General features: G+C 67.9%; 26 protein-coding genes. 17 read left to right on the forward strand and 9 right to left on the reverse strand.

The annotated features are described in order from the left end of the window. Window positions 1-56 precede the first annotated feature (56 nt). Entirely contained in the window at window positions 57-3971 is a 3915-nt protein-coding gene (locus AB0N81_RS27070; protein WP_365362686.1) for a DNA-directed RNA polymerase subunit beta', read from the forward strand. A 61-nt stretch (window positions 3972-4032) separates the two neighbouring features. On the opposite strand, the gene AB0N81_RS27075 is transcribed toward AB0N81_RS27070, so the two are convergent. The 3 genes from AB0N81_RS27075 to AB0N81_RS27085 all read right to left on the reverse strand — a co-directional run bounded on the left by AB0N81_RS27075 (window position 4033) and on the right by AB0N81_RS27085 (window position 5966). Then, complete coding sequence (locus AB0N81_RS27075) at window positions 4033-5037, reverse strand: M48 family metalloprotease (RefSeq protein ID WP_365362688.1); 1005 nt, start codon at window positions 5035-5037, stop codon at window positions 4033-4035. Window positions 5038-5058: 21 nt separating this feature from the next. Continuing rightward, window positions 5059-5538 (reverse strand): Pycsar system effector family protein, encoded by a 480-nt coding sequence (locus AB0N81_RS27080; protein WP_365362787.1) that lies wholly within the window; start codon window positions 5536-5538, stop codon window positions 5059-5061. 110 nt (window positions 5539-5648) lie between these two features. Then, window positions 5649-5966, reverse strand: coding sequence for a hypothetical protein (locus AB0N81_RS27085; protein WP_365362690.1), 318 nt, complete (start codon window positions 5964-5966; stop codon window positions 5649-5651). 112 nt (window positions 5967-6078) lie between these two features. Between AB0N81_RS27085 and AB0N81_RS27090 the strand changes: the two genes are divergently transcribed. Next, the gene (locus AB0N81_RS27090; protein ID WP_365362692.1) at window positions 6079-6375 is read left to right on the forward strand and encodes a hypothetical protein; all 297 of its coding nucleotides are present in this window, start codon (window positions 6079-6081) and stop codon (window positions 6373-6375) included. Window positions 6376-6716: 341 nt separating this feature from the next. On the opposite strand, the gene AB0N81_RS27095 is transcribed toward AB0N81_RS27090, so the two are convergent. The 3 genes from AB0N81_RS27095 to AB0N81_RS27105 form a co-directional block, all read right to left on the reverse strand. Further along, complete coding sequence (locus AB0N81_RS27095; protein ID WP_365362694.1) at window positions 6717-8936, reverse strand: hypothetical protein; 2220 nt, start codon at window positions 8934-8936, stop codon at window positions 6717-6719. Continuing rightward, window positions 8933-9802, reverse strand: a complete 870-nt coding sequence (locus AB0N81_RS27100; RefSeq protein ID WP_365362696.1) for a hypothetical protein — start codon at window positions 9800-9802, stop codon at window positions 8933-8935. Before AB0N81_RS27100 ends, AB0N81_RS27095 begins: the two co-directional genes overlap by 4 nt. A gap of 160 nt (window positions 9803-9962) precedes the next feature. Next, window positions 9963-10676: a Crp/Fnr family transcriptional regulator gene (locus tag AB0N81_RS27105; protein ID WP_365362698.1), complete on the reverse strand. Its 714-nt coding sequence runs from the start codon at window positions 10674-10676 to the stop codon at window positions 9963-9965. Between the two features lie 356 nt (window positions 10677-11032). Here AB0N81_RS27105 and rpsL point away from each other — a divergent pair, with 356 nt between their 5' ends. The 4 genes from rpsL (at window position 11033) to tuf (ending at window position 15379) form a co-directional block, all read left to right on the forward strand. Further along, window positions 11033-11404, forward strand: coding sequence for a 30S ribosomal protein S12 (gene rpsL, locus AB0N81_RS27110; protein ID WP_003948652.1), 372 nt, complete (start codon window positions 11033-11035; stop codon window positions 11402-11404). Window positions 11405-11406: 2 nt separating this feature from the next. After that, on the forward strand, window positions 11407-11877 hold the full coding sequence (gene rpsG, locus AB0N81_RS27115) for a 30S ribosomal protein S7 (RefSeq protein WP_003974303.1): 471 nt from the start codon (window positions 11407-11409) through the stop codon (window positions 11875-11877). Window positions 11878-11916: 39 nt separating this feature from the next. Beyond that, the gene (gene fusA / locus AB0N81_RS27120; protein ID WP_365362700.1) at window positions 11917-14043 is read left to right on the forward strand and encodes an elongation factor G; all 2127 of its coding nucleotides are present in this window, start codon (window positions 11917-11919) and stop codon (window positions 14041-14043) included. Window positions 14044-14185: 142 nt separating this feature from the next. Beyond that, window positions 14186-15379 carry an elongation factor Tu gene (gene tuf / locus AB0N81_RS27125; RefSeq protein ID WP_150171078.1) on the forward strand — a complete coding sequence of 398 codons (1194 nt, stop codon included), beginning with the start codon at window positions 14186-14188 and terminating at the stop codon, window positions 15377-15379. A gap of 255 nt (window positions 15380-15634) precedes the next feature. Here tuf and AB0N81_RS27130 read toward each other — a convergent pair whose 3' ends face one another. From AB0N81_RS27130 to AB0N81_RS27140, 3 genes are all read right to left on the reverse strand, one after another. Beyond that, a complete protein-coding gene (locus tag AB0N81_RS27130; RefSeq protein ID WP_365362702.1) occupies window positions 15635-15892 on the reverse strand; it encodes a hypothetical protein in 258 nt (85 codons plus the stop codon). Continuing rightward, entirely contained in the window at window positions 15889-16236 is a 348-nt protein-coding gene (locus tag AB0N81_RS27135; protein WP_365362704.1) for a hypothetical protein, read from the reverse strand. The genes AB0N81_RS27130 and AB0N81_RS27135 overlap by 4 nt, the downstream gene beginning before the upstream one ends. An 87-nt stretch (window positions 16237-16323) precedes the next feature. Beyond that, window positions 16324-17304 carry a helix-turn-helix domain-containing protein gene (locus AB0N81_RS27140; protein WP_365362706.1) on the reverse strand — a complete coding sequence of 327 codons (981 nt, stop codon included), beginning with the start codon at window positions 17302-17304 and terminating at the stop codon, window positions 16324-16326. Between the two features lie 886 nt (window positions 17305-18190). On the opposite strand from AB0N81_RS27140, the gene rpsJ reads away from it, so the two are divergent. The 11 genes from rpsJ to rpsQ are packed head-to-tail and all read left to right on the forward strand — an operon-like array spanning window position 18191 to window position 23591. Next, window positions 18191-18499 carry a 30S ribosomal protein S10 gene (gene rpsJ, locus AB0N81_RS27145; protein WP_003948644.1) on the forward strand — a complete coding sequence of 103 codons (309 nt, stop codon included), beginning with the start codon at window positions 18191-18193 and terminating at the stop codon, window positions 18497-18499. Between the two features lie 14 nt (window positions 18500-18513). Continuing rightward, window positions 18514-19158, forward strand: coding sequence for a 50S ribosomal protein L3 (gene rplC / locus AB0N81_RS27150; RefSeq protein WP_030782583.1), 645 nt, complete (start codon window positions 18514-18516; stop codon window positions 19156-19158). 8 nt (window positions 19159-19166) lie between these two features. Then, on the forward strand, window positions 19167-19820 hold the full coding sequence (gene rplD, locus AB0N81_RS27155) for a 50S ribosomal protein L4 (protein WP_365362708.1): 654 nt from the start codon (window positions 19167-19169) through the stop codon (window positions 19818-19820). After that, complete coding sequence (gene rplW, locus AB0N81_RS27160) at window positions 19820-20239, forward strand: 50S ribosomal protein L23 (protein WP_055564827.1); 420 nt, start codon at window positions 19820-19822, stop codon at window positions 20237-20239. The genes rplD and rplW overlap by 1 nt, the downstream gene beginning before the upstream one ends. A gap of 39 nt (window positions 20240-20278) precedes the next feature. Beyond that, window positions 20279-21115: a 50S ribosomal protein L2 gene (rplB, locus tag AB0N81_RS27165; RefSeq protein ID WP_355803847.1), complete on the forward strand. Its 837-nt coding sequence runs from the start codon at window positions 20279-20281 to the stop codon at window positions 21113-21115. A gap of 12 nt (window positions 21116-21127) precedes the next feature. Beyond that, entirely contained in the window at window positions 21128-21409 is a 282-nt protein-coding gene (gene rpsS / locus AB0N81_RS27170; RefSeq protein ID WP_069770399.1) for a 30S ribosomal protein S19, read from the forward strand. 41 nt (window positions 21410-21450) lie between these two features. Next, window positions 21451-21798: a 50S ribosomal protein L22 gene (rplV, locus tag AB0N81_RS27175; protein WP_004571827.1), complete on the forward strand. Its 348-nt coding sequence runs from the start codon at window positions 21451-21453 to the stop codon at window positions 21796-21798. After that, entirely contained in the window at window positions 21798-22655 is an 858-nt protein-coding gene (gene rpsC, locus AB0N81_RS27180; RefSeq protein WP_355803844.1) for a 30S ribosomal protein S3, read from the forward strand. Before rplV ends, rpsC begins: the two co-directional genes overlap by 1 nt. Window positions 22656-22660: 5 nt before the next feature. Further along, on the forward strand, window positions 22661-23080 hold the full coding sequence (gene rplP, locus AB0N81_RS27185; protein WP_055698227.1) for a 50S ribosomal protein L16: 420 nt from the start codon (window positions 22661-22663) through the stop codon (window positions 23078-23080). Then, on the forward strand, window positions 23080-23304 hold the full coding sequence (rpmC, locus tag AB0N81_RS27190; protein WP_005481220.1) for a 50S ribosomal protein L29: 225 nt from the start codon (window positions 23080-23082) through the stop codon (window positions 23302-23304). The genes rplP and rpmC overlap by 1 nt, the downstream gene beginning before the upstream one ends. Next, complete coding sequence (rpsQ, locus tag AB0N81_RS27195) at window positions 23304-23591, forward strand: 30S ribosomal protein S17 (protein ID WP_150171090.1); 288 nt, start codon at window positions 23304-23306, stop codon at window positions 23589-23591. Before rpmC ends, rpsQ begins: the two co-directional genes overlap by 1 nt. Window positions 23592-23606 lie beyond the last annotated feature (15 nt).

Below are 23606 nucleotides of genomic sequence, written 5' to 3' on the forward strand. Positions count from 1 at the left end.
CGGACCCGTACAGACCATGATTGAGACTCGACCCCGAAAGAGGGATTGACGACAAAGTGCTCGACGTCAACTTCTTCGACGAGCTGCGGATCGGCCTTGCCACCGCGGACGACATCCGACAGTGGTCCCACGGCGAGGTCAAGAAGCCGGAGACCATCAACTACCGCACGCTCAAGCCCGAGAAGGACGGACTCTTCTGCGAGAAGATCTTCGGCCCGACCCGGGACTGGGAGTGCTACTGCGGTAAGTACAAGCGTGTCCGCTTCAAGGGCATCATCTGTGAGCGTTGTGGCGTAGAGGTCACGCGCGCCAAGGTGCGCCGTGAGCGGATGGGCCACATTGAGCTGGCCGCGCCCGTCACGCACATCTGGTACTTCAAGGGCGTCCCGTCGCGCCTGGGTTACCTCCTCGACCTCGCCCCGAAGGACCTCGAGAAGGTCATCTACTTCGCGGCGTACATGATCACGTTCGTGGACGAGGAGCGTCGTACCCGCGACCTGCCGTCCCTGGAGGCGCACGTCTCCGTAGAGCGTCAGCAGATCGAGAACCGTCGCGACTCCGACCTGGAGGCCCGCGCCAAGAAGCTCGAGACCGACCTGGCCGAGCTCGAGGCCGAGGGCGCCAAGGCCGACGTGCGCCGCAAGGTGCGCGAAGGCGCCGAGCGTGAGATGAAGCAGCTGCGTGACCGTGCGCAGCGCGAGATCGACCGTCTCGACGAGGTGTGGAACCGCTTCAAGAACCTCAAGGTCCAGGACCTGGAGGGTGACGAGCTGCTCTACCGCGAGCTGCGTGACCGCTTCGGCACGTACTTCGACGGTTCGATGGGTGCCGCTGCACTGCAGAAGCGCCTTGAGTCGTTCGACCTGGATGAGGAAGCCGAGCGGCTTCGCGAGATCATCCGTACCGGCAAGGGCCAGAAGAAGACCCGTGCGCTCAAGCGCCTCAAGGTCGTCTCCGCGTTCCTGCAGACCAGCAACAGCCCCAAGGGCATGGTTCTGGACTGCGTGCCGGTCATCCCGCCGGACCTGCGTCCGATGGTGCAGCTGGACGGTGGCCGCTTCGCGACCTCCGACCTGAACGACCTGTACCGCCGCGTCATCAACCGCAACAACCGCCTGAAGCGGCTTCTCGACCTCGGTGCGCCCGAGATCATCGTGAACAACGAGAAGCGCATGCTCCAGGAGGCCGTGGACGCCCTCTTCGACAACGGTCGTCGTGGTCGCCCGGTCACCGGTCCCGGCAACCGCCCGCTGAAGTCCCTGAGCGACATGCTCAAGGGCAAGCAGGGTCGTTTCCGTCAGAACCTGCTCGGTAAGCGTGTGGACTACTCCGCGCGTTCCGTGATCGTCGTCGGTCCGCAGCTGAAGCTGCACCAGTGTGGTCTGCCCAAGGCCATGGCGCTGGAGCTCTTCAAGCCGTTCGTGATGAAGCGCCTGGTCGACCTGAACCACGCGCAGAACATCAAGAGCGCCAAGCGGATGGTCGAGCGCGGCCGCACGGTCGTGTACGACGTCCTCGAAGAGGTCATCGCCGAGCACCCGGTTCTGCTGAACCGTGCGCCCACGCTGCACCGCCTCGGCATCCAGGCCTTCGAGCCGCAGCTGGTCGAGGGCAAGGCCATCCAGATCCACCCGCTCGTCTGCACCGCGTTCAACGCGGACTTCGACGGTGACCAGATGGCCGTGCACCTGCCGCTCTCCGCGGAGGCGCAGGCCGAGGCCCGCATCCTGATGCTGTCCTCGAACAACATCCTGAAGCCCGCCGACGGTCGTCCGGTGACGATGCCGACCCAGGACATGGTCCTCGGTCTGTTCTTCCTCACCACCGACGGCGAGCTGCGTGACACCAAGGGCGAGGGCCGCGCGTTCGGTTCCACCGCCGAGGCGATGATGGCGTTCGACGCCGGCGAGCTCGCTCTCCAGTCGTCCGTCGACATCCGCTTCCCGGTGGGCACCATCCCGCCGCGTGGCTGGACCCCGCCGGTCAGCGCCGAGGGCGAGGACTTCGGTGACGAGCGTGCCTACCAGCCGGGCGACAGCTTCCGGCTGCGTACGTCGCTGGGCCGCGCGCTCTTCAACGAGCTGCTGCCCGAGGACTACCCCTTCGTCGACTACTCGGTCGGCAAGAAGCAGCTCTCCGAGATCGTCAACGACCTCGCCGAGCGCTACCCCAAGGTCATCGTGGCGGCGACGCTCGACAACCTGAAGGCGGCGGGCTTCTACTGGGCGACCCGTTCCGGTGTCACCGTGGCCATCTCCGACGTCGTGGTCCCCGCGGCCAAGAAGGAGATCGTCGCGGGCTACGAGGCGCAGGACGAGAAGGTCCAGAAGCAGTACGAGCGCGGTCTGATCACCAAGGACGAGCGCACGCAGGAGCTCATCGCGATCTGGACCAAGGCGACCAACGAGGTTGCCGAGGCGATGAACGCGAACTTCCCCAAGACGAACCCCATCTTCATGATGGTTGACTCGGGTGCCCGAGGAAACATGATGCAGATGCGTCAGATCGCCGGTATGCGTGGTCTGGTGTCGAACGCGAAGAACGAGACCATCCCGCGTCCGATCAAGGCCTCGTTCCGTGAGGGCCTGACCGTTCTCGAGTACTTCATCTCCACGCACGGTGCCCGTAAGGGTCTGGCGGACACGGCCCTGCGTACCGCCGACTCCGGTTACCTCACCCGTCGTCTGGTCGACGTCTCGCAGGACGTCATCATTCGCGAGGAGGACTGTGGCACCGAGCGCGGTCTGAAGCTGAAGATCGCGGTCAAGGGCGAGGACGGTGTGCTCCGCAAGACGGAGAACGTCGAGACCTCGGTCTACGCCCGCATGCTGGCCGAGGACGTCGTCATCGACGGCAAGGTCATCGCGCCGGCCAACGTCGACCTCGGTGACGTCCTCATCGACGCCCTGGTCGCCAACGGCGTGGAGGAGGTCAAGACCCGCTCGGTCCTGACCTGTGAGTCCGCGGTCGGCACCTGTGCCTTCTGCTACGGCCGTTCGCTCGCCACCGGCAAGCTGGTCGACATCGGTGAGGCGGTCGGCATCATCGCCGCCCAGTCCATCGGTGAGCCCGGCACGCAGCTGACGATGCGTACCTTCCACACCGGTGGTGTGGCCGGTGACGACATCACCCAGGGTCTGCCCCGTGTCGTCGAGCTCTTCGAGGCTCGTACGCCCAAGGGTGTCGCCCCGATCTCGGAGGCGGCAGGCCGCATCCGTATCGAGGAGACCGAGAAGACCAAGAAGATCGTCGTCACGCCGGACGACGGCAGCGACGAGACTCCCTTCCCGATCTCGAAGCGCGCCAAGGTCCTCGTGCGTGAGGGTGACCACGTCGAGGTGGGCCAGAAGCTCACCTTCGGTGCCACCAACCCGCACGACGTGCTGCGCATCCTCGGTCAGCGCGCGGTCCAGGTCCACCTGGTCGGCGAAGTCCAGAAGGTCTACAACAGCCAGGGCGTGTCGATCCACGACAAGCACATCGAGATCATCATCCGGCAGATGCTGCGCCGCGTGACGATCATCGAGTCCGGCGACGCGGAGCTGCTGCCGGGCGAGCTCGTCGAGCGTTCGAAGTTCGAGACCGAGAACCGTCGTGTGGTCACGGAAGGCGGCCACCCGGCCTCCGGCCGTCCGCAGCTGATGGGTATCACCAAGGCCTCGCTGGCGACGGAATCCTGGCTGTCGGCCGCCTCCTTCCAGGAGACGACCCGAGTCCTGACGGATGCGGCGATCAACGCCAAGTCCGACAGCCTCATCGGCCTCAAGGAGAACGTCATCATCGGTAAGCTCATCCCGGCCGGTACGGGTCTTTCCCGCTACCGCAACATCCGGGTCGAGCCGACCGAAGAGGCCAAGGCCGCGATGTACTCGGCCGTCGGCTACGACGACATCGACTACTCCCCGTTCGGCACGGGCTCCGGCCAGGCCGTTCCGCTGGAGGACTACGACTACGGTCCTTACAACCAGTAAGACCCGCGTCTGTTGAAGGGCGGTCATCCCGAAAGGGGTGGCCGCCCTTCGGCGTTCTCCGCTACCGGTCCGGTTCCAGGTAGGGCCTCAGGCGGTGCAGCCGGGTCGGGTAGTCGGGGTGCGTGGAGAGGAGCCGGGCCGCCATCCCGGGGGCGCCGGGCCTCGCTCCGGCGGCCGCCTCGGGCCGGTGCCCGGCCTCGGTCTCGGCCGCGTGCATGGCCACCAGCACCTGCGCGAGCGTCGGGCCGAACCCCAGCGCCGCGGCATGCTGGTCCGCCCGCAGCTCGGCCCGACGTCCCACGGCCGCGATGAGGTAGGGCGTGACCAGCAGGACGAGGGGCAGCCCGTAGAGCAGGGTGATCGTGGAGTACGTGAAGACGGCGATCACGAGGATCAGCGCCGCGGTGGCCGGCCAGGAGAAGGAGCTGGTGACCGAGATGGCGAAGCCGACGATCAGCCGGATGACGTACCAGGCCGCCCGGCCCGGAAGCGCGTACCACTGGCCGAGCAGCGAGGTCCAGACGTGCCCGCCGGTGTGGTGGCCCAGCTCATGGGCGAGGATCGCGGCGAGCTGGGAGCTGGTCAGGTGGTCCAGGGCGAACCGGGTGACGCCGACGATGTGCCCGGCGGCGGCGTACGCGTTCAGGTCGTCGCTGTCCTCGATCCACAGCTCGTACGTCCGGCCGTCGACGCCCGCACGGGCGGTCACCTCGCGCCAGACGGGGGCGAGCCGCGCGTACTCGTCGGGCATGGGGCGCTGCAGACGCAGGAGGTGGCGCGCGAGGAAGTCCTCGGTCGGCCGGTGGAAGAGCAGAGCCCCTGACACCAGCCAGAGCAGGGGCGGCACCCAGAACGGAATCCCCAGCCAGGCGTCGAGCCCGCCGGACACCAGCACGACCACCAGCAGGCTCATGACCGTGCCCGGCAGGAGCAGGACCAGCTGGCCGAACGCCGTCACGTCGACCCCGCGCTGGTGAGCGGCGTAGTGGACGCGGCCGCCCAGGTGGCGGTAGTCGAGATCGTCGTCGGGTGGGCCGGGTTCTCGGGGATCGGTCGGTCGGTCCATGGTCAGCCTCCGGGAGGGACGTCAGCCGATGAGCAGGGAGCCGGGGAGCAGCACCACGCTCGCGGAGAGGGCGATCAGGCCCACGCGCATCCACTGGTGTTTGCGCAGGGCGATGCGACTGGTCTCGGACAGGGCGGTGAGGGTGCTGGCCAGGGGCATCCGTTCGGTTTCGGCCAGCGCCTGTGCCAAGTGGCCGCCGTGTGCCGCCCGGTGGATGTCACCGAAGTACGACAGGGGTGCTCCGGGCGCCCAGCTGTTGCGGGTGCCGTACCGCGGCAGGACGGCCATGAGCATCGCCAGGAGGGCCACGGCGAGGGCGAGGGCCCCTGACCACCACGCCGAGCTCCCCGGCGGGGAGAGCGCGGCCGGGCTCCACTCGCGCCTGGCCAGCAGACCGCTGAAGGCGCCCGCCGCCACGCCGAGGGCCGCCGCGAGGACGGCTGCCTTGGAGTCCGCACGGGCGATCTCGGCGCGCAGGTCCGCCAGCAGGCGCTCGGCGATCCCGGCTCCCGGAGCGGGGGCGGGAACGGGGACGGGGGCGGGAACGGGGCCGGGGGCGGGAACGGGGACGGGAGCCGGTCGCGGTGCCGTCGGCTGTGTGGTCGTGGCGCTCACGGGGTGAGATCCGTCTGCTCGGCCGGGGCGGGGGACCGGTCAGGGGCCTTTGCGGACGGCTCCTCGCCCGGGTACACCGATGGCGGAAGGTCCCGGGACAGTTCTTTGACGTGCTGGTTGAAGATCTCGTACATGAAGTCGAGGGCTCGTCGCTTCGGTCCTTCCAGCTCGTAGTCCTCGGCACTGTCGCCGCCGAGAAGTTCCCTCGCCAGCTCCACCTCGGCCAGGACCAGACGGAGCCTGTCCTCGCGCATGCTGTTGACGACGAGCCGTGAGTCCTGGGGATTGCTCGCGAGGTGCATGGCCCAGGCCACGACACCACCCTGCTCCAGGTACTGCTGGTAGAACGCGATCTTCTCGGCCTCGAACTTCCGGAGTTCCGCCCCGTGCTGCTCCGTGCGTATCTGCTCGACGGCCCGGTGATCGATGGACTGGAGCCTGCTGGTCGCGGCGGAGCCGCAGCGTCCAGATCACCCGCAGGCCCGCGGCCGTGCCGGGCGGCGCCTGGCCGGAGAGGGCGTGCAGCAGCTGTCGTTCGGCGCTCGCGCTCTCGTGGATGGCGAACCGGCGCGTGAGGGGCCGCGCGGCCTGCCGCAGCTCACCGATGAGCAGGGCCGGTACGTGCCGGTGGCCGCTCCTGACGTAGGCGGCCGGGTCGGTGACCTGCCATGTCAGGTCGACCGTGGCGATGAACTCGAAGGCGTCGTTGTCGCTGGGCAGTGAGATCTCGGCCTCGTACGGATGGACGCCCATGTCCACCTCGTAGACCGATGTGTAGCGCTTCGCCGCCACTTCGCCGCGGCTCGGGCGCAGGGGCGGCAGATAGGCGTCGTACCCGCCCCTGGAGGTGGAGAAGACCAGGGCGTGGTCGATGCGGGTCAGCGACTTGCGAGTGAATCCGAACCGCGAGAGCTGCCGCACGGTGATGACGGGGTCGATCAGCGGCGTGTGCCGGTCGGCGGGTTGCTGCCAGTCCGGTGGCTGGCGGAAGTCGGGCATGGCGCGTGCCTCCTCGTAGGGGCGTAGGGGCGTAGGGGCGTATCGGCGGTGTACGCGTGCGTGGGTCAGCGGCGGTGCGGCAGTACGGCCAGCAGGCGGGCCGCCGCGGCGGGCGGGGGAGCGCCGTCCTCGCCGGGCAGGGTGCGCAGGAGATGGCTGAGGCGCTGGTGTTCGGAGGCCGTGGTGACCAGGGCGGGGAGCAGGCCGGCCAGCGCCCGCTCTGCCGCCGGGTCGTGGTCGGCCGCGCGGACCCACCTGCCCAGCTCCTCCAGCGCGTCCTTCGTGTGCCTGCGGTCGTCGAGCGCCGCGCGCCAGAGCCGTGCGATTCCGCCGGCCGCCCGGCCTCCGTCCGCCGCCGACGTCGCGTACCAGTCGAGGACCAGCGGCCATCCGTACCGCGCGTCCTCCTTCCGTCGCGCACACGCGCTGAGAAAGCCGCCCAGGGCGAGATCGTGCACGGGCCGGTCCTGGTCGAGCCTGCGCAGCAGTTCGGCGAGGACCCGCTCGCCGGCCGGTGAGAGCAGCAGCAGTTCCACGGACTGGGCGAGCTGTTTCACCATGGGCTCGTCGACGTCCCGCTCGTCGCCGTCATCGTCGGCGGCCGCGTACTCCTTGCGGACGGCGCTCCGCAGAGCGGCGAGGGTCTGGTCCGGCCGCTCCGCGCCGATCAGGCCGTAGGCGCGGATGGCCACCCACCGCATCGCCTGCTCCTCGCTCTCGCACCAGGAGTCGAGGATGCTGGGGATGTTGGGCGCTTCCAGGAGGTGTGCGAGCGCCAGGGAGTTGACCGCGACGAGCCGCCGGCGGAACAGCCGGGACGTGGCCCATGGCTCGATGATCAGAGCCATGGTGGAGGGCAGATCCGCGTACGCGAGGACGGCGGCGGTCGACGCGGCGCGGGTGCGCACCAGCGGCCTTCCGTCACCGGCGAGCCGCTGGAGCCAGTGGACGAGGGCGGGCCTGGCCGAGGGGTGACCGGTCCAGACCTCGCGCAGCAGGACCAGCGAGACCCGGTCGTCGAGGAAGGCGGCCTTGGACTGCGTGACCGGCCCCCACTCCGTGTTCTCCTCCTCCGGATACCACCGGGCACGGGCGAGCTGGAGGCGCTTGCCGATGTGCGTGCCGAAGACGGGGACCTGAGGCTGAAGGGCGGAGTTCGCGGTGTCCTGGAGGAAGGCGTAGAGCAGGTCGCTCAGCTCGGCCGTGAGCGCGTAGGGGCCTCCGTCGAAGGCGGCCAGCGCGATGAGGAACGCCTTGTCCCGCAGCGGAATCAGTTCTTCGTTCTCGTCGAACCACTCCTGGACCTGGTTCTCGAGGGTGAACAGCGAGAAGGTCCCGACCACCTCGTCGGTGACTTCTCCGTCCGCGTACCGCTTGAGGTGCTTCGCGAAGGCCGCCACCTCGCGCAGCTGATGGTCGCGCTCCAGGAAGCTCGCGACAGCGGGGAGCGCGAGCAGCCGTTCCGTGGTCGCTTCATCGGTCAGTTCGAGCAGGTGGCTCGTCAGTACGTCGCCGGGGCCCGGCGGTCTCCACTCGACGGCGGAGATGTCCTCCAGCGCCGCCATGGGGCCGACCGTGATGACCAAGTACGCGTCGTCGCGTTCGAGTCGACCGCGGGCGGCGAGGAGGTGCGGCTCCCTGAGCGGCTGGTCGCGGTGGGTGGTCAGGTCACACAGCACGTACCCCTTGGCCGGGTGCTGGTCGTCGCTGAGCTGCTGGACGAGCTGTGCCGGTGTGGTGTCGCGCACGAGGGAGCGGACGGGGGAGACGCCCAGGCGGTGGAGCAGCATCAGCGCGGCGGTCCTGCGCCCGCTGAAGTGCGGGCCGGCGAGCACGATGACCCGCTCCCTGCGCAGGCGCTCCAGAAGGCCCCCGAACACGGACTCGTCGGTGACGAAGTACGGGGCGAGGCGGTCCAGCGTCGCCGGCGGCACCTCGCCCGAGCCGTGACCCGTGGCGGAGACGCCGAAGTGGTAGACCTCCGTCTTGCTGCCCATGATCACGTCGCCCGCGACCAGGCCACCGCTCACGCCGTGCTGGTCACCCGCGACCAGGCTCCCGCCGAAGCGCGCGTTGTCGCCGACGCCCATCGCCTTGGGGCTGTGGTCGACCAGGTCCCGGCGGGCGGACCAGGCGTCCTGCGGCTGGTCCCGCTCGTCCTGCTGGTCCTCGGCCTCCGCGGCGTCGGCGCCCGTCTGCGGGGGGCTCTCGGGAGCGTCCTTGTCGCCGGTCTGCTGCCGGGGGCCGGCCGCCCCCTGGCGGGGACCCGGCTCGCCCGCGCTCACCCCCGCTCACCGCGCCCGGCGCCGCCGCCCCCGAGGTGTACGTCGCCGTGCACGACGCCGCCGCTCACGCCATGCTGGTCACCGTTCACGAAGGAGCCGCCGAAGGACGGGGAGCCGCCGAGGAAGTTGACGGAGGCGGGTGGCGGGGACGTGGGCCGGGGGTCCCGCGCCGCACGGTCCGTGTCGTCAGGAACATCGGCAGCCGGGCCTTCGGGGACATCGGCAGCGGTGCCTTCGCGGGGTACTTCGCGGGGTGCTTCGCGGGGTACTTCGCGGGCGTCTGGAGCCGCGCCCCCGGGCAGTGCCCCGTGCAGCCACGCCCGCAGGGGCCCGTTCTTGCTGTCCACCGTGATCGCGTGGAACTCGTCCCTGGGGATGCCCGGGTAGTCGTGCCGGACGATCCCGCTGTGCACGGGCTCCGAGACGCAGAGGGCGAAGTCGTCCCTGCGCTCCCGCAGCGCGGCCCGCAGCAGCTCGCCGTCGAGCAGCCGGCACGCGTGGTTCAGATCGGAGCCCACCCAGCCGTCGAGCTCGTCGACCGCGACGTAACCCGTGGCGAGCACGGCGCGGAGGCGGATCTGGGCGGAGGCCGACGCCGTACGGTTCACCGCCCGCAGCTCCACCGGCACCTCGGTCAGCAGGGCGCGGAGCAGCGCGGTCATCGACGCGCCGGCGTCGATCAGCTCCATGACGGAGTCCCCGCGGTCGGCACGCCGCCGCAGCGTCCTGTCGATGGCCGCGCTCTCCAGGACACGGTCGGTGACGCCGTAGAGCATGCGGCGCAGATAGGCCTGCTCGACGTCGTCCCGGTCGCTGTACTTCTCGATGTCGAGCAGGAGGATGGTCCGGCTCACGGGGTCGCTCATGGTCACCTCTCGGCTGGGGATGCTGTGCCGCGCAGCAGCTTGGCGGCGAGGTGGCCGCGACCGTGAGGTCGGATGACGCACTTGAAGTGTGACCGCGTACACAGAAGCGGGGCGCGGTGGCGTCAGGCGTCAGGTGTGTCAGGTGCCTTGAGGCGTGGTATCAGGCGTCCGGCTGCTCGGCGCGGGCGATGCGGCGCAGGACGTCGGGGCGCACGATGAGCAGTGCTCTGCGCCCGGTGACCACGACACCGCGGGTGCGCAGTTCCTTGAGGAGGCGCTGGACCGCTTCCCTGGACGCCCCGACGGACCCCGCCAGCTCCTGTTTGCTCAGGGGTACGCAGAGTTCGATGCCCTCGTCCGTACGCCGGCCATGTGTGCGGGCCAGTTCGAGCAGCAGCACGGCGAACCGCTCCCGCACGTTCATCGACGCGTACTCCAGGCGCCGTCGGTCGGCGGCGCGGGTGCGGTCGGAGGTGAGCCCGAGGAGCGCGAACGAGACCGCGGGGGAGCGGGCGAGGAAGTCGGTGAAGTGCTCGCGCTCCATCGCCACGGCACGGACGGGCTCGAGCGCGGTCACCGTCGCGGAACGCGGCCGCCCGGTCAGTGCCGCGGACTCCCCGATGACGTCGCCGGGGCCGCGCAGCGCGAGCAGGGCCTCGTATCCGTTGGGGGCGGCCGCGGTGACCTTGGACCAGCCCCGCACCAGGAACAGGACGTGGGACGACGGCTCGCGCTCGTGCAGGAGGACGCCCCGCGGTGCGAAGTCCAGCACGTGGCCGAGCCCCAGGAGGGCGGTGCGGTCGGCGCTCTCCAGCCGGGCGAGGAACGGGACCTGATCGTCCAGGCCACCACCCGGCACATTCGCCCCCGCCATACGACCCTCCTTGATCGGCACGCAATGCACCGTTCAAGTTACTGAAAGTGTCCATGTCATAGTTCGGAATGGGTATTCCGGTTCTGGATCATGGGCGAGAAGTCCGGCGTGTCGCGGTGGCCTGCATTTGTTTTGACCAGACTCGATGAGGTAGGTACGCTCAGACCTTGTGCCTGGGGTGTGCCTGGGCTCGTGCGCGTGTCTTCAACCGCAACGCGAGTCCGTCAACGGCCACCGTAATCTGCGCCCCTTTCCGCCTTGCGGCGGGAGTCTGCAGGATTCGACACACCCGACCGCGTGGGTCGGCGACGTTCCAGGTTAGCTTTACTATTCGGCACACAGAAACCGGAGAAGTAGTGCCTACGATCCAGCAGCTGGTCCGTAAGGGCCGGCAGGACAAGGTCGAGAAGAACAAGACGCCCGCACTCGAGGGTTCGCCCCAGCGCCGTGGCGTCTGCACGCGTGTGTTCACGACCACCCCGAAGAAGCCGAACTCGGCCCTCCGTAAGGTCGCGCGTGTGCGTCTGACCTCCGGGATCGAGGTCACGGCCTACATTCCGGGTGAGGGACACAACCTGCAGGAGCACTCCATCGTGCTCGTGCGTGGTGGCCGTGTGAAGGACCTGCCTGGTGTTCGCTACAAGATCATCCGCGGTTCCCTCGACACCCAGGGTGTCAAGAACCGCAAGCAGGCCCGCAGCCGCTACGGCGCCAAGAAGGAGAAGTAAGAATGCCTCGTAAGGGCCCCGCCCCGAAGCGCCCGGTCATCATCGACCCGGTCTACGGTTCTCCTCTGGTGACCTCCCTCATCAACAAGGTGCTGCTGAACGGCAAGCGCTCCACCGCCGAGCGCATCGTGTACGGCGCCATGGAGGGCCTGCGCGAGAAGACCGGCAACGACCCGGTCATCACGCTGAAGCGCGCGCTCGAGAACATCAAGCCGACCCTCGAGGTCAAGTCCCGCCGTGTCGGTGGCGCGACCTACCAGGTCCCGATCGAGGTCAAGCCGGGCCGTGCGAACACGCTCGCCCTGCGCTGGCTCGTCGGTTACTCCCGCGCCCGTCGCGAGAAGACCATGACCGAGCGTCTGCTCAACGAGCTCCTCGATGCCTCCAACGGCCTCGGTGCCGCTGTGAAGAAGCGCGAGGACACCCACAAGATGGCCGAGTCCAACAAGGCCTTCGCGCACTACCGCTGGTAGTCGCTACCCACATCGAGACCGAGAGAAGACTGAGCCGACATGGCTACCACTTCACTTGACCTGGCCAAGGTGCGCAACATCGGCATCATGGCTCACATCGACGCGGGCAAGACGACGACCACCGAGCGGATCCTGTTCTACACCGGTGTGTCGTACAAGATCGGTGAGGTCCACGACGGCGCCGCCACGATGGACTGGATGGAGCAGGAGCAGGAGCGTGGCATCACGATCACCTCTGCTGCCACCACCTGTCACTGGCCGCTGAACGACGTCGATCACACGATCAACATCATCGACACCCCGGGCCACGTCGACTTCACCGTCGAGGTGGAGCGTTCGCTCCGCGTGCTCGACGGTGCCGTGACGGTGTTCGACGGCGTCGCCGGCGTTGAGCCCCAGTCCGAGACCGTGTGGCGTCAGGCGGACCGCTACGGCGTCCCGCGCATCTGCTTCGTCAACAAGCTCGACCGCACCGGTGCCGAGTTCCACCGCTGTGTCGACATGATCGTCGACCGCCTCGGTGCGACCCCGCTCGTCATGCAGCTGCCCATCGGCGCAGAGGCTGACTTCAAGGGCGTCGTCGACCTCGTCACCATGAAGGCCTTCGTCTGGTCCGCCGAGACCAAGATGGGCGAGGCCTACGACATCGTCGACATCCCCGACACGCACACCGAGGCTGCCGAGGAGTACCGCGGCAAGCTGCTCGAGGCCGTCGCGGAGAACGACGAAGAGATGATGGAGCTGTACCTCGAGGGCCAGGAGCCTTCGGTGGACCAGCTGTACGCGGCGATCCGTCGCATCACCATCGCCTCCGGCAAGGGCGGCGACACCACCGTCACCCCCGTCTTCTGCGGTACCGCGTTCAAGAACAAGGGCGTCCAGCCCCTGCTCGACGCGGTCGTGCGCTACCTGCCGTCCCCCCTGGACGTCGAGGCCATCGAGGGCCACGACGTCAAGGACCCGGAGACGGTCGTCAAGCGCAAGCCGTCCGACGACGAGCCGCTGTCGGCCCTCGCGTTCAAGATCGCGAGCGACCCGCACCTCGGCAAGCTCACCTTCGTCCGGATCTACTCCGGTCGCCTGGAGGCCGGCACCGCGGTGCTGAACTCCGTCAAGGGCAAGAAGGAGCGCATCGGCAAGATCTACCGCATGCACGCGAACAAGCGTGAGGAGATCGCGTCGGTGGGCGCCGGTGACATCGTCGCCGTCATGGGCCTGAAGCAGACCACCACGGGTGAGACGCTCTCCGACGACAAGCAGCCGGTGATCCTGGAGTCCATGGACTTCCCGGCGCCGGTCATCGAGGTCGCCATCGAGCCGAAGTCCAAGGGTGACCAGGAGAAGCTGGGTGTCGCCATCCAGCGTCTCTCGGAGGAGGACCCCTCCTTCCGCGTTCACTCGGACGAGGAGACCGGCCAGACCATCATCGGTGGTATGGGCGAGCTTCACCTCGAGGTGCTCGTCGACCGCATGAAGCGCGAGTTCCGCGTCGAGGCGAACGTCGGCAAGCCGCAGGTGGCGTACCGCGAGACGATCCGCAAGGCCGTCGAGCGCGTCGACTTCACCCACAAGAAGCAGACCGGTGGTACCGGTCAGTTCGCGAAGGTGCAGATCGCGATCGAGCCCATCGAGGGCGGCGACGCGTCGTACGAGTTCGTGAACAAGGTCACGGGTGGCCGCATCCCCAAGGAGTACATCCCTTCGGTGGACGCGGGTGCTCAGGAGGCCATGCAGTTCGGCATCCTGGCGGGCTACGAGATGACGGGCGTTCGCGTCACGCTCATCGACGGCGCCTACCACGAGGTCGACTCCTCCGAGCTCGCCTTCAAGATCGCCGGTTCGCAGGCCTTCAAGGAGGCCGCGCGCAAGGCCAGCCCCGTGCTGCTCGAGCCGATGATGGCCGTCGAGGTCACCACGCCCGAGGACTACATGGGCGATGTCATCGGTGACATCAACTCCCGCCGTGGCCAGATCCAGGCCATGGAGGAGCGCAGCGGCGCTCGCGTCGTGAAGGGCCTCGTGCCCCTCTCGGAGATGTTCGGCTACGTCGGAGACCTCCGCAGCAAGACGTCGGGTCGCGCAAGCTACTCAATGCAGTTCGACTCCTACGCCGAGGTTCCGCGGAACGTCGCCGAGGAGATCATCGCGAAGGCCAAGGGCGAGTAACTCACCCGAGTTGACGCTTTAGGCTTGACACCATCCGCCGGGGTTCGACCCCGAGGGCGAGAACCCCGGCGGCTGGCTTCCCAGCAAAGATCACCTGGCGCCGATGAAGCAAGGCGTACAGAACCACTCCCAGGAGGACCCAGTGGCGAAGGCGAAGTTCGAGCGGACTAAGCCGCACGTCAACATCGGCACCATCGGTCACATTGACCACGGTAAGACGACCCTCACGGCCGCCATTACCAAGGTGCTGCACGACGCGTACCCCGACCTGAACGAGGCCTCGGCCTTCGACCAGATCGACAAGGCTCCCGAGGAGCGCCAGCGCGGTATCACGATCTCGATCGCGCACGTCGAGTACCAGACCGAGGCGCGTCACTACGCCCACGTCGACTGCCCCGGTCACGCGGACTACATCAAGAACATGATCACGGGTGCCGCGCAGATGGACGGCGCCATCCTCGTGGTCGCCGCCACCGACGGCCCGATGCCGCAGACCAAGGAGCACGTGCTCCTGGCCCGCCAGGTCGGCGTTCCGTACATCGTTGTCGCCCTGAACAAGGCCGACATGGTGGACGACGAGGAGATCCTGGAGCTCGTCGAGCTCGAGGTCCGTGAGCTCCTCTCCGAGTACGAGTTCCCGGGCGACGACCTGCCGGTCGTCAAGGTCTCCGCTCTGAAGGCCCTCGAGGGCGACAAGGAGTGGGGCAACACCGTCCTCGAGCTCATGAAGGCCGTGGACGAGTCCATCCCGGAGCCCGAGCGCGACGTCGACAAGCCGTTCCTGATGCCGATCGAGGACGTCTTCACGATCACCGGTCGTGGCACCGTCGTCACCGGCCGCATCGAGCGTGGTGTCCTCAAGGTCAACGAGACCGTCGACATCATCGGCATCAAGACCGAGAAGACCACCACCACGGTCACCGGCATCGAGATGTTCCGCAAGCTGCTCGACGAGGGCCAGGCCGGTGAGAATGTCGGTCTGCTCCTCCGTGGCATCAAGCGCGAGGACGTCGAGCGCGGCCAGGTCATCATCAAGCCCGGTTCGGTCACTCCGCACACCGAGTTCGAGGCCCAGGCCTACATCCTGTCGAAGGACGAGGGTGGCCGTCACACCCCGTTCTTCAACAACTACCGCCCGCAGTTCTACTTCCGTACGACGGACGTGACCGGCGTCGTGACCCTCCCCGAGGGCACCGAGATGGTCATGCCGGGTGACAACACGGAGATGTCCGTGGAGCTCATCCAGCCCGTCGCCATGGAAGAGGGCCTGAAGTTCGCCATCCGTGAGGGTGGCCGGACCGTCGGCGCCGGCCAGGTCACCAAGATCAACAAGTAAGCGTCTCGCTTGCGCGTTGATCGGGGAGACCCGGTTGCTCTGAACTGAGCGCATCGCAGTACACGCAGTAACGAAAGGGCCCGTACGACTTCGGTCGTACGGGCCCTTTTGTTGTTCGGGGGCGCTCATCCGGGGCGCTCCCCCGGGTGGTGACGAGGAGAGCTGTCGAAGGTTCAGTGGGTCGAGATCTACGTTCAGACCCTTGAGGCGGGTCGGGCGCGGGGCTATCTGCAGGTGTTCTGAGTTCCTCGGGACTCAGAAGCCCAGGTACGTCAGCTGAACGACGTAGACGCGTTCACTGCGTACGACGATCTGGTACCGGAACATTCCGCCGGGGACGGTGATGTCGCCGCCCTTTGGGTCGACGTCCTGGTGACCGCGGCCGTGGACATACAGTGCCTCGGCTGCCCTGACCAGTTCCGCGGCCTTGCGCTCGACTTCGGCGAGAAAGGCTGGTGACGCGGTGCGGGCGGCTTCCTCTGCCGCGAAGGCGTACTCCCAGCTCCAGCTCAAGTCCGTACTGCCTTCATGGCCTCGTCCAGGACGGCGCTCAGCTCGCGCAGGGCTGCGTGGGCGACGGCAGCGTCCTCGTGTTCGAGTTCCCGCGTGGCGCGGGCGTGCCGGGTGGACAGATCGGGGCGGCGGGCGATCTCGATGTCCCGGGCCCAGGTGAGGACCCAGCCCTGCACGGGGCTGAGGGACTGCCATGCGACAGCCTTGGCGAAGGCTTCGTCCTTGGTTCGCTGCATTTCCGGCAGGCGTGCCGGGTCGACGACTGCGAGGGCGGCGCGTAGTGCGTCCGGGGTCTGCTCGGGGCGGGGAACCAGCTCGTGTCCGTGATCGGCCTGCGTGCTCATGGTGTCCTCCCGGGAGTGCCCTGGCCAGGTTAGTGGGCCGGGACGCACGGGGCGTGGAGACGTGAACATGTCGAGTGTTTCCCCTGGTCAGGCGGCGTACTGAGGTGCGCGGCAGTCGCGGCAGTGGCCCGGCTCGGGGGCGCGGAAGGCGCGGTCGCAGGTGTCGCAGTTCTGCAGAGGGGGCGGGGGTCCCGTGGGGGCGTGGAACGCGGGTGGGGGTGGGAGGAGGGCCGTTAGGCGGTGGGCCAGTAGGGCGGCTGGGCGGCGGGGTCCGGCTGGCGGCAGGTCGCTGGTCAAGGCGTGGCGTACGGCGGTGGGGGTGACGTCGCGTTCCAGCCAGGCGGCGACGCCGGGGGCCAGGTGAGCCGTGTCGTGGGTGGTGAGGAGCAGGCGGGGGTCGTGGTGGCGTAGGGCGACGAGGAGGTTGGTTGCCCGCTGGAGGAGGGCGGGGGCCGGGTGCGCCGGGTGCGGTACGGCGGGGAGGGGGTGGGGGAGTTTGCGGGGTGCCCGCACGGATGTTGCCCGCACGGATGTTGCCCGCACGGATGTTGCCCGCACGGATGGGGACGCGTCCGGCTGGGGCTCAGCCGGTGCGACCTGCCCGGAGGCGCAGGGGTTCGGCGCCGGGGCGTGCCGTCGGGTTGCGCCCGGCTGGTTGCAGGAAGTCGTGCGGGTGATGATGCGGCCCGCGGGGGTGCGTTCGCGGTCGCGGCGCAGGTAGCCGTGGGTCTCCAGCTCGCGCAGGGCGGCGGCGATGCGGGTCGATCCCTCGGGGAAGCGGGCCACGAGGGTCTTGATGTCCGCACGGGCTCCGGCTGGCAGCGACTGAATGTGGCAGGCCAGGCCGATCGCCAGGAGGGAGAGCTCCTGGTGCTGCGTGAGGTGGTTGCCGATCACCGTGAAGCGGGAGGTGTGGCGGGTGTTCTCGTGGGCGATGCCGGAGGCCTGCGGCCGGGCAGCGGTGGGATGTGCTCGGTGTTGGGGGTGTGCGGTCGCCCTTGAGGGGGGTTTGTCGCCGCCAATGGCGGACCGGGCGCGTAAGGGCGCGCTAGGGTTTTGGGTGTCCATCGGGAAGCGTCCTTCTTCCTCGGTGGTCAGGCCCTCGCCTCGGGATTGCCGTCCCGGCGGGGGCCGTCGCATGTCTGCGGTTGTTTTGCCTGCTGGCGCTGACAGTAGGGGAGTCGGGGGGTCCGAAAGCCAGCTGAGCCGGTGATGTTCACCCGGGGGAGTGAGCGGGCGCGGCACCGCTGACTCGCGGCCCGGCGGGGCCTGGTGGGGCTTGGTGGGGCTTGGTGGGGTTCTTTCTCTCTCAGGTTTCTTGGGAAGGCGCCTGTGTCACCGGAGCACGGGGGAGCGGGTTCCGGTGGGGTGAAGCCCGCGAATCACGTCACGCAGAGTGGCCGTCACTTCAACGCTCGCAGTGCGGCGCCGCCCGCACGCGGCGGTGGCTCGGCAAGGCGGAAGGCGGTCGCATGGAACGGGCGACGGTTCCGGAGGGTGAGCGGGCGGCACGGTACGCACGGCGCGCCGACTCCACCCCGGGTTTGATCTCCGTCACTCACCGGGTACGCTCTTCGGCTCGATTGGCACCAGGCATGCCCCGTATGGCAGACTGTCATGGTTGCTCGGTTGAGTGCCGATGCTGCGCGCCTCCCGCCGGGAGGACCGGAAGCGAGTCCCACAGTACTCGTCGCCCTATCTGTCGCTAGCGGCAGCGCTTTGGCGGACGTACGGGAATCTTTCGGGAAGTGCAGCGCGGTGGTTCAGCCAGGCGCCCGGTGGGTTTCTTCCCCCGGACCCGCGGTCATCAGGGCCGCAGCCCCTAGCAGGGATTCTCCTTCGGGAGAACTGTGTGAGCGGGACTGCGACACGCCCGACCGCGTGGGTCGGAGGAAGTAGAAAAAAGGGCCTAGCGGGAGCCAGAGCGTTCGAGACAAAGGACTACTAAGTAGCCATGGCGGGACAGAAGATCCGCATCCGGCTCAAGGCCTACGACCACGAGGTCATCGACTCTTCGGCGAAGAAGATCGTCGAGACGGTGACTCGCACTGGTGCGTCGGTCGCGGGCCCGGTGCCGCTGCCCACTGAGAAGAACGTGTACTGCGTCATCAAGTCGCCGCACAAGTACAAGGACTCGCGCGAGCACTTCGAGATGCGCACGCACAAGCGCCTGATCGACATCCTCGACCCGACCCCCAAGACCGTTGACTCGCTGATGCGCCTGGACCTTCCGGCCGGCGTTGACATCGAGATCAAGCTCTGAAGGGCGCGAAGAAGATGACCAAGCAGATCAAGGGCATCCTGGGCGAGAAGCTCGGCATGACCCAGGTCTGGGACGAGAACAACCGTGTCGTCCCGGTGACCGTGGTCAAGGCCGGGCCCTGCGTCGTTACCCAGGTCCGTACGAATGACAGCGACGGCTACGAGTCGGTCCAGATCGCCTTCGGCGAGATCGACCCGCGCAAGGTGAACAAGCCCCTCAAGGGCCACTTCGCCAAGGCCGACGTGACCCCCCGTCGCCACCTCGTCGAGATCCGTACCGCTGGTGCCAGCGAGTACACCCTCGGCCAGGAGCTGACTGCCGAGACGTTCGAGGCCGGTATCAAGGTCGACGTCACCGGCAAGAGCAAGGGCAAGGGCTTCGCCGGTGTGATGAAGCGTCACAACTTCCACGGCGGCAAGGCCTCCCACGGTGCCCACCGCGTGCACCGCAAGCCCGGTTCCATCGGTGGCTGTGCCACCCCCGGCCGTGTCTTCAAGGGCATGCGCATGGCGGGTCGCATGGGCAACGAGCGGGTCACCACCCAGAACCTGACCGTCCACGCCGTTGACGCGGAGAAGGGTCTGCTGCTCATCAAGGGCGCGGTCCCCGGTCCGAACGGCGGCCTCGTCCTGGTCCGTACCGCGGCCAAGGGGGCCTGAGGTAACCCATGAGCACCATTGACATCCTTTCGCCGGCAGGCGACAAGACCGGGACGGTCGAGCTCCCCGCGGAGATCTTCGACGTCGAGAAGATCAGCATTCCGCTGATCCACCAGGTCGTCGTCGCGCAGCTGGCCGCGGCCCGTCAGGGCACGCACAAGACCAAGACCCGCGGTGAAGTCCGTGGTGGTGGCAAGAAGCCTTACCGCCAGAAGGGCACCGGCCGCGCGCGCCAGGGTTCGACCCGTGCGCCGCAGTTCGCCGGCGGTGGCGTCGTCCACGGCCCCGTGCCGCGTGACTACTCCCAGCGCACCCCCAAGAAGATGAAGGCTGCCGCCCTGCGTCACGCCCTCACCGACCGGGCGCGCAACTCCCGCATCCACGTCGTCTCCGGCGTGGTCGAGGGCGAGATCTCGACGAAGGCCGCGAAGAGCCTGCTCGGCAAGGTCAGCGAGCGCAAGAACGTGCTGCTGGTCATCGAGCGCTCGGACGAGGCTTCGCTGCTCTCCGCCCGCAACCTGCCCCAGGTCCACATCCTGGAGCCGGGCCAGCTGAACACGTACGACGTGCTCGTGTCGGACGACGTGGTCTTCACCAAGGCCGCGTTCGAGTCCTTCGTGTCCGGCCCGAAGGCCAATGACACCGAAGGGAGCGAAGCCTGATGGCCATCCGTCACCAGAGCATCGCGTCCAAGGCTGCGAAGGCCGCCAAGGCCGCGCGCGTCGCCAAGGCGAAGCGCATCGCGACCGAGGGCAAGATCGCCGTTGAGCCCACCCCGCTGAGCAAGTCCTTCTCGGACCCGCGCGACGTCCTCGTCAAGCCGGTCGTCTCCGAGAAGTCGTACGCGCTGCTCGACGAGGGCAAGTACACGTTCATCGTGGCTCCGGGCGCCAACAAGACCCAGATCAAGCAGGCCGTCGAAGCGGTCTTCTCGGTCAAGGTCACCGGCGTCAACACGATCAACCGTCAGGGCAAGCGGAAGCGTACGCGCACCGGTTTCGGCAAGCGTGCCGACACCAAGCGCGCCATCGTGACCCTTGCTGAGGGCGACCGTATCGACATCTTCGGCCAGGCCTCCTAACGGAGCGCCCTGGTCCGAATATCGGACGAGGACTGAGAAATGGGAATCCGCAAGTACAAGCCGACTACGCCGGGCCGCCGTGGCTCCTCCGTAGCCGACTTCGTCGAGGTAACGCGGTCCACGCCGGAGAAGTCGCTGGTTCGCCCGCTGCACAGCAAGGGCGGCCGTAACAATTCCGGTCGTGTGACCGTTCGCCACCAGGGTGGTGGCCACAAGCGCGCCTTCCGAGTGATCGACTTCCGTCGTCACGACAAGGACGGTGTGCCTGCCAAGGTCGCGCACATCGAGTACGACCCCAACCGCACCGCGCGCATCGCGCTGCTGCACTACGCGGACGGCGAGAAGCGCTACATCCTCGCCCCGCGCGGCACGCAGCAGGGTGACCGGATTGAGAGCGGCCCCGGTGCCGACATCAAGCCCGGCAACAACATGGCGCTGCGCAACATCCCGGTGGGTACGACGCTCCACGCCATCGAGCTGCGGCCCGGCGGCGGCGCGAAGTTCGCCCGCTCCGCGGGTGCCTCCGTGCAGCTGCTCGCGAAGGAAGGCGCCATGGCGCACCTTCGCATGCCGTCCGGTGAGATCCGCCTGGTCGACGTCCGCTGCCGCGCCACGATTGGCGAGGTCGGCAACGCCGAGCAGTCGAACATCAACTGGGGCAAGGCCGGCCGCATGCGCTGGAAGGGCGTCCGCCCGACCGTGCGTGGTGTCGTGATGAACCCGGTCGACCACCCGCACGGTGGTGGTGAAGGCAAGACCTCCGGTGGTCGTCACCCGGTCTCGCCGTGGGGCAAGAAGGAGGGTCGTACTCGTGATCGCAACAAGGCGAGCAACAAGTACATCGTCCGTCGCCGCAAGTCGAACAAGAAGCGCTAGGAGCGGGTTTAGATGCCGCGCAGTCTCAAGAAGGGGCCCTTCGTCGACGACCACCTCGTAAAGAAGGTGGACGCTCAGAACGAAGCCGGTTCCAAGAACGTCATCAAGACCTGGTCCCGTCGCTCGATGATCATTCCCAGCATGCTGGGTCACACGATCGCGGTGCACAACGGCAAGACCCACATCCCGGTGTTCGTCACCGAGTCGATGGTCGGCCACAAGCTCGGCGAGTTCTCGCCGACTCGCACCTTCCGCGGCCACGTCAAGGACGACCGGAAGTCGAAGCGCCGCTAGCGCGGGGTGGAACGACTATGACTAACACCGAAGGGACAACCATGGAAGCCAGGGCCCAGGCGCGGTACATCCGCGTCACGCCCATGAAGGCCCGCCGCGTGGTGGACCTCATCCGTGGCATGGATGCCACGGAGGCTCAGGCGGTCCTGCGTTTCGCCCCGCAGGCCGCGAGCGTGCCGGTCGGCAAGGTGCTGGACAGCGCCATTGCCAACGCCGCGCACAACTACGACCACACCGACGCCTCTTCGCTGGTCATCAGCGAGGCGTACGTGGATGAGGGCCCGACCCTGAAGCGGTTCCGTCCGCGTGCCCAGGGCCGTGCCTACCGGATCCGTAAGCGGACCAGCCACATCACCGTGGTCGTCAGCAGCAAGGAAGGAACCCGGTAATGGGCCAGAAGGTAAACCCGCACGGGTTCCGGCTCGGTGTCACGACCGACTTCAAGTCGCGTTGGTACGCCGACAAGCTGTACAAGGACTACGTCAAGGAAGACGTCGCCATCCGTCGGATGATGACGTCCGGCATGGAGCGCGCCGGCATCTCGAAGGTTGAGATCGAGCGCACCCGTGACCGCGTGCGTGTGGACATCCACACCGCTCGTCCCGGCATCGTCATCGGCCGCCGTGGCGCCGAGGCCGACCGCATCCGCGGTGACCTCGAGAAGCTCACGGGCAAGCAGGTCCAGCTGAACATCCTCGAGGTCAAGAACCCCGAGGTCGACGCTCAGCTCGTGGCCCAGGCCGTGGCGGAGCAGCTGTCCTCCCGCGTCTCCTTCCGTCGCGCCATGCGTAAGAGCATGCAGTCGGCGATGAAGGCGGGCGCCAAGGGCATCAAGATCCAGTGTGGTGGCCGTCTCGGCGGCGCCGAGATGTCCCGCTCGGAGTTCTACCGCGAGGGCCGCGTGCCCCTGCACACGCTCCGTGCGAACGTCGACTACGGCTTCTTCGAGGCCAAGACGACCTTCGGCCGTATCGGCGTGAAGGTCTGGATCTACAAGGGCGACGTCAAGAACATCGCCGAGGTCCGCGCCGAGAACGCCGCGGCCCGTGCGGGTAACCGCCCGGCCCGTGGTGGCGGCAACGACCGCCCGGCCCGTGGTGGCCGTGGTGGCGAGCGTGGCGGCCGCGGCCGCAAGCCGCAGCAGCAGGGGGCCCAGAGCGGTCAGCAGCAGCCTGCCGAGGCCCCCAAGGCCGACGCTCCCGCCGCTGCCGCCGCTCCGGCTGAGAGCACCGGAACGGAGGCCTGACCGAAATGCTGATCCCCCGTAGGGTCAAGCACCGCAAGCAGCACCACCCGAAGCGCAGCGGTATGTCCAAGGGTGGCACGCAGGTTGCGTTCGGCGAGTACGGCATCCAGGCGCTGACCCCGGCGTACGTGACGAACCGTCAGATCGAGGCAGCTCGTATCGCGATGACGCGTCACATCAAGCGTGGCGGCAAGGTCTGGATCAACATCTACCCGGACCGCCCCCTCACCAAGAAGCCTGCCGAGACCCGCATGGGTTCCGGTAAGGGTTCGCCGGAGTGGTGGGTCGCCAACGTCAAGCCCGGACGCGTCATGTTCGAGCTGTCGTACCCGAACGAGAAGATTGCTCGTGAGGCGCTCACCCGCGCTGCTCACAAGCTTCCGATGAAGTGCCGCATCGTCCGGCGCGAGGCAGGTGAGTCGTGATGTCGGCCGGTACCAAGGCTTCCGAGCTGCGCGAGCTGGGCGACGAGGAGCTTCTCAACAAGCTCCGCGAAGCCAAGGAAGAGCTGTTCAACCTCCGCTTCCAGGCGGCGACGGGCCAGCTCGAGAACCACGGTCGGCTCAAGGCCGTCCGTAAGGACATCGCGCGGATCTACACCCTCATGCGTGAGCGCGAGCTGGGCATCGAGACGGTGGAGAGCGCCTGATGAGCGAGAGCAACGTGACTGAAGAGACGAAGGCCGCCCGCGGCTTCCGCAAGACCCGTCAGGGTCTTGTCGTCAGCGACAAGATGGACAAGACCGTCGTCGTCGCTGTCGAGGACCGCGTGACGCACGCGCTGTACGGCAAGGTCATCCGCCGTACGAACAAGCTCAAGGCGCACGACGAGCAGAACGCTGCCGGCGTCGGCGACCGCGTCCTCCTGATGGAGACGCGTCCGCTGTCGGCGACCAAGCGCTGGCGCATCGTCGAGATCCTCGAGAAGGCCAAGTAGGCAATTCCCGCAAGG

Source organism: Streptomyces sp. NPDC093510 (assembly GCF_040683555.1).
GTDB lineage: Bacteria > Actinomycetota > Actinomycetes > Streptomycetales > Streptomycetaceae > Streptomyces.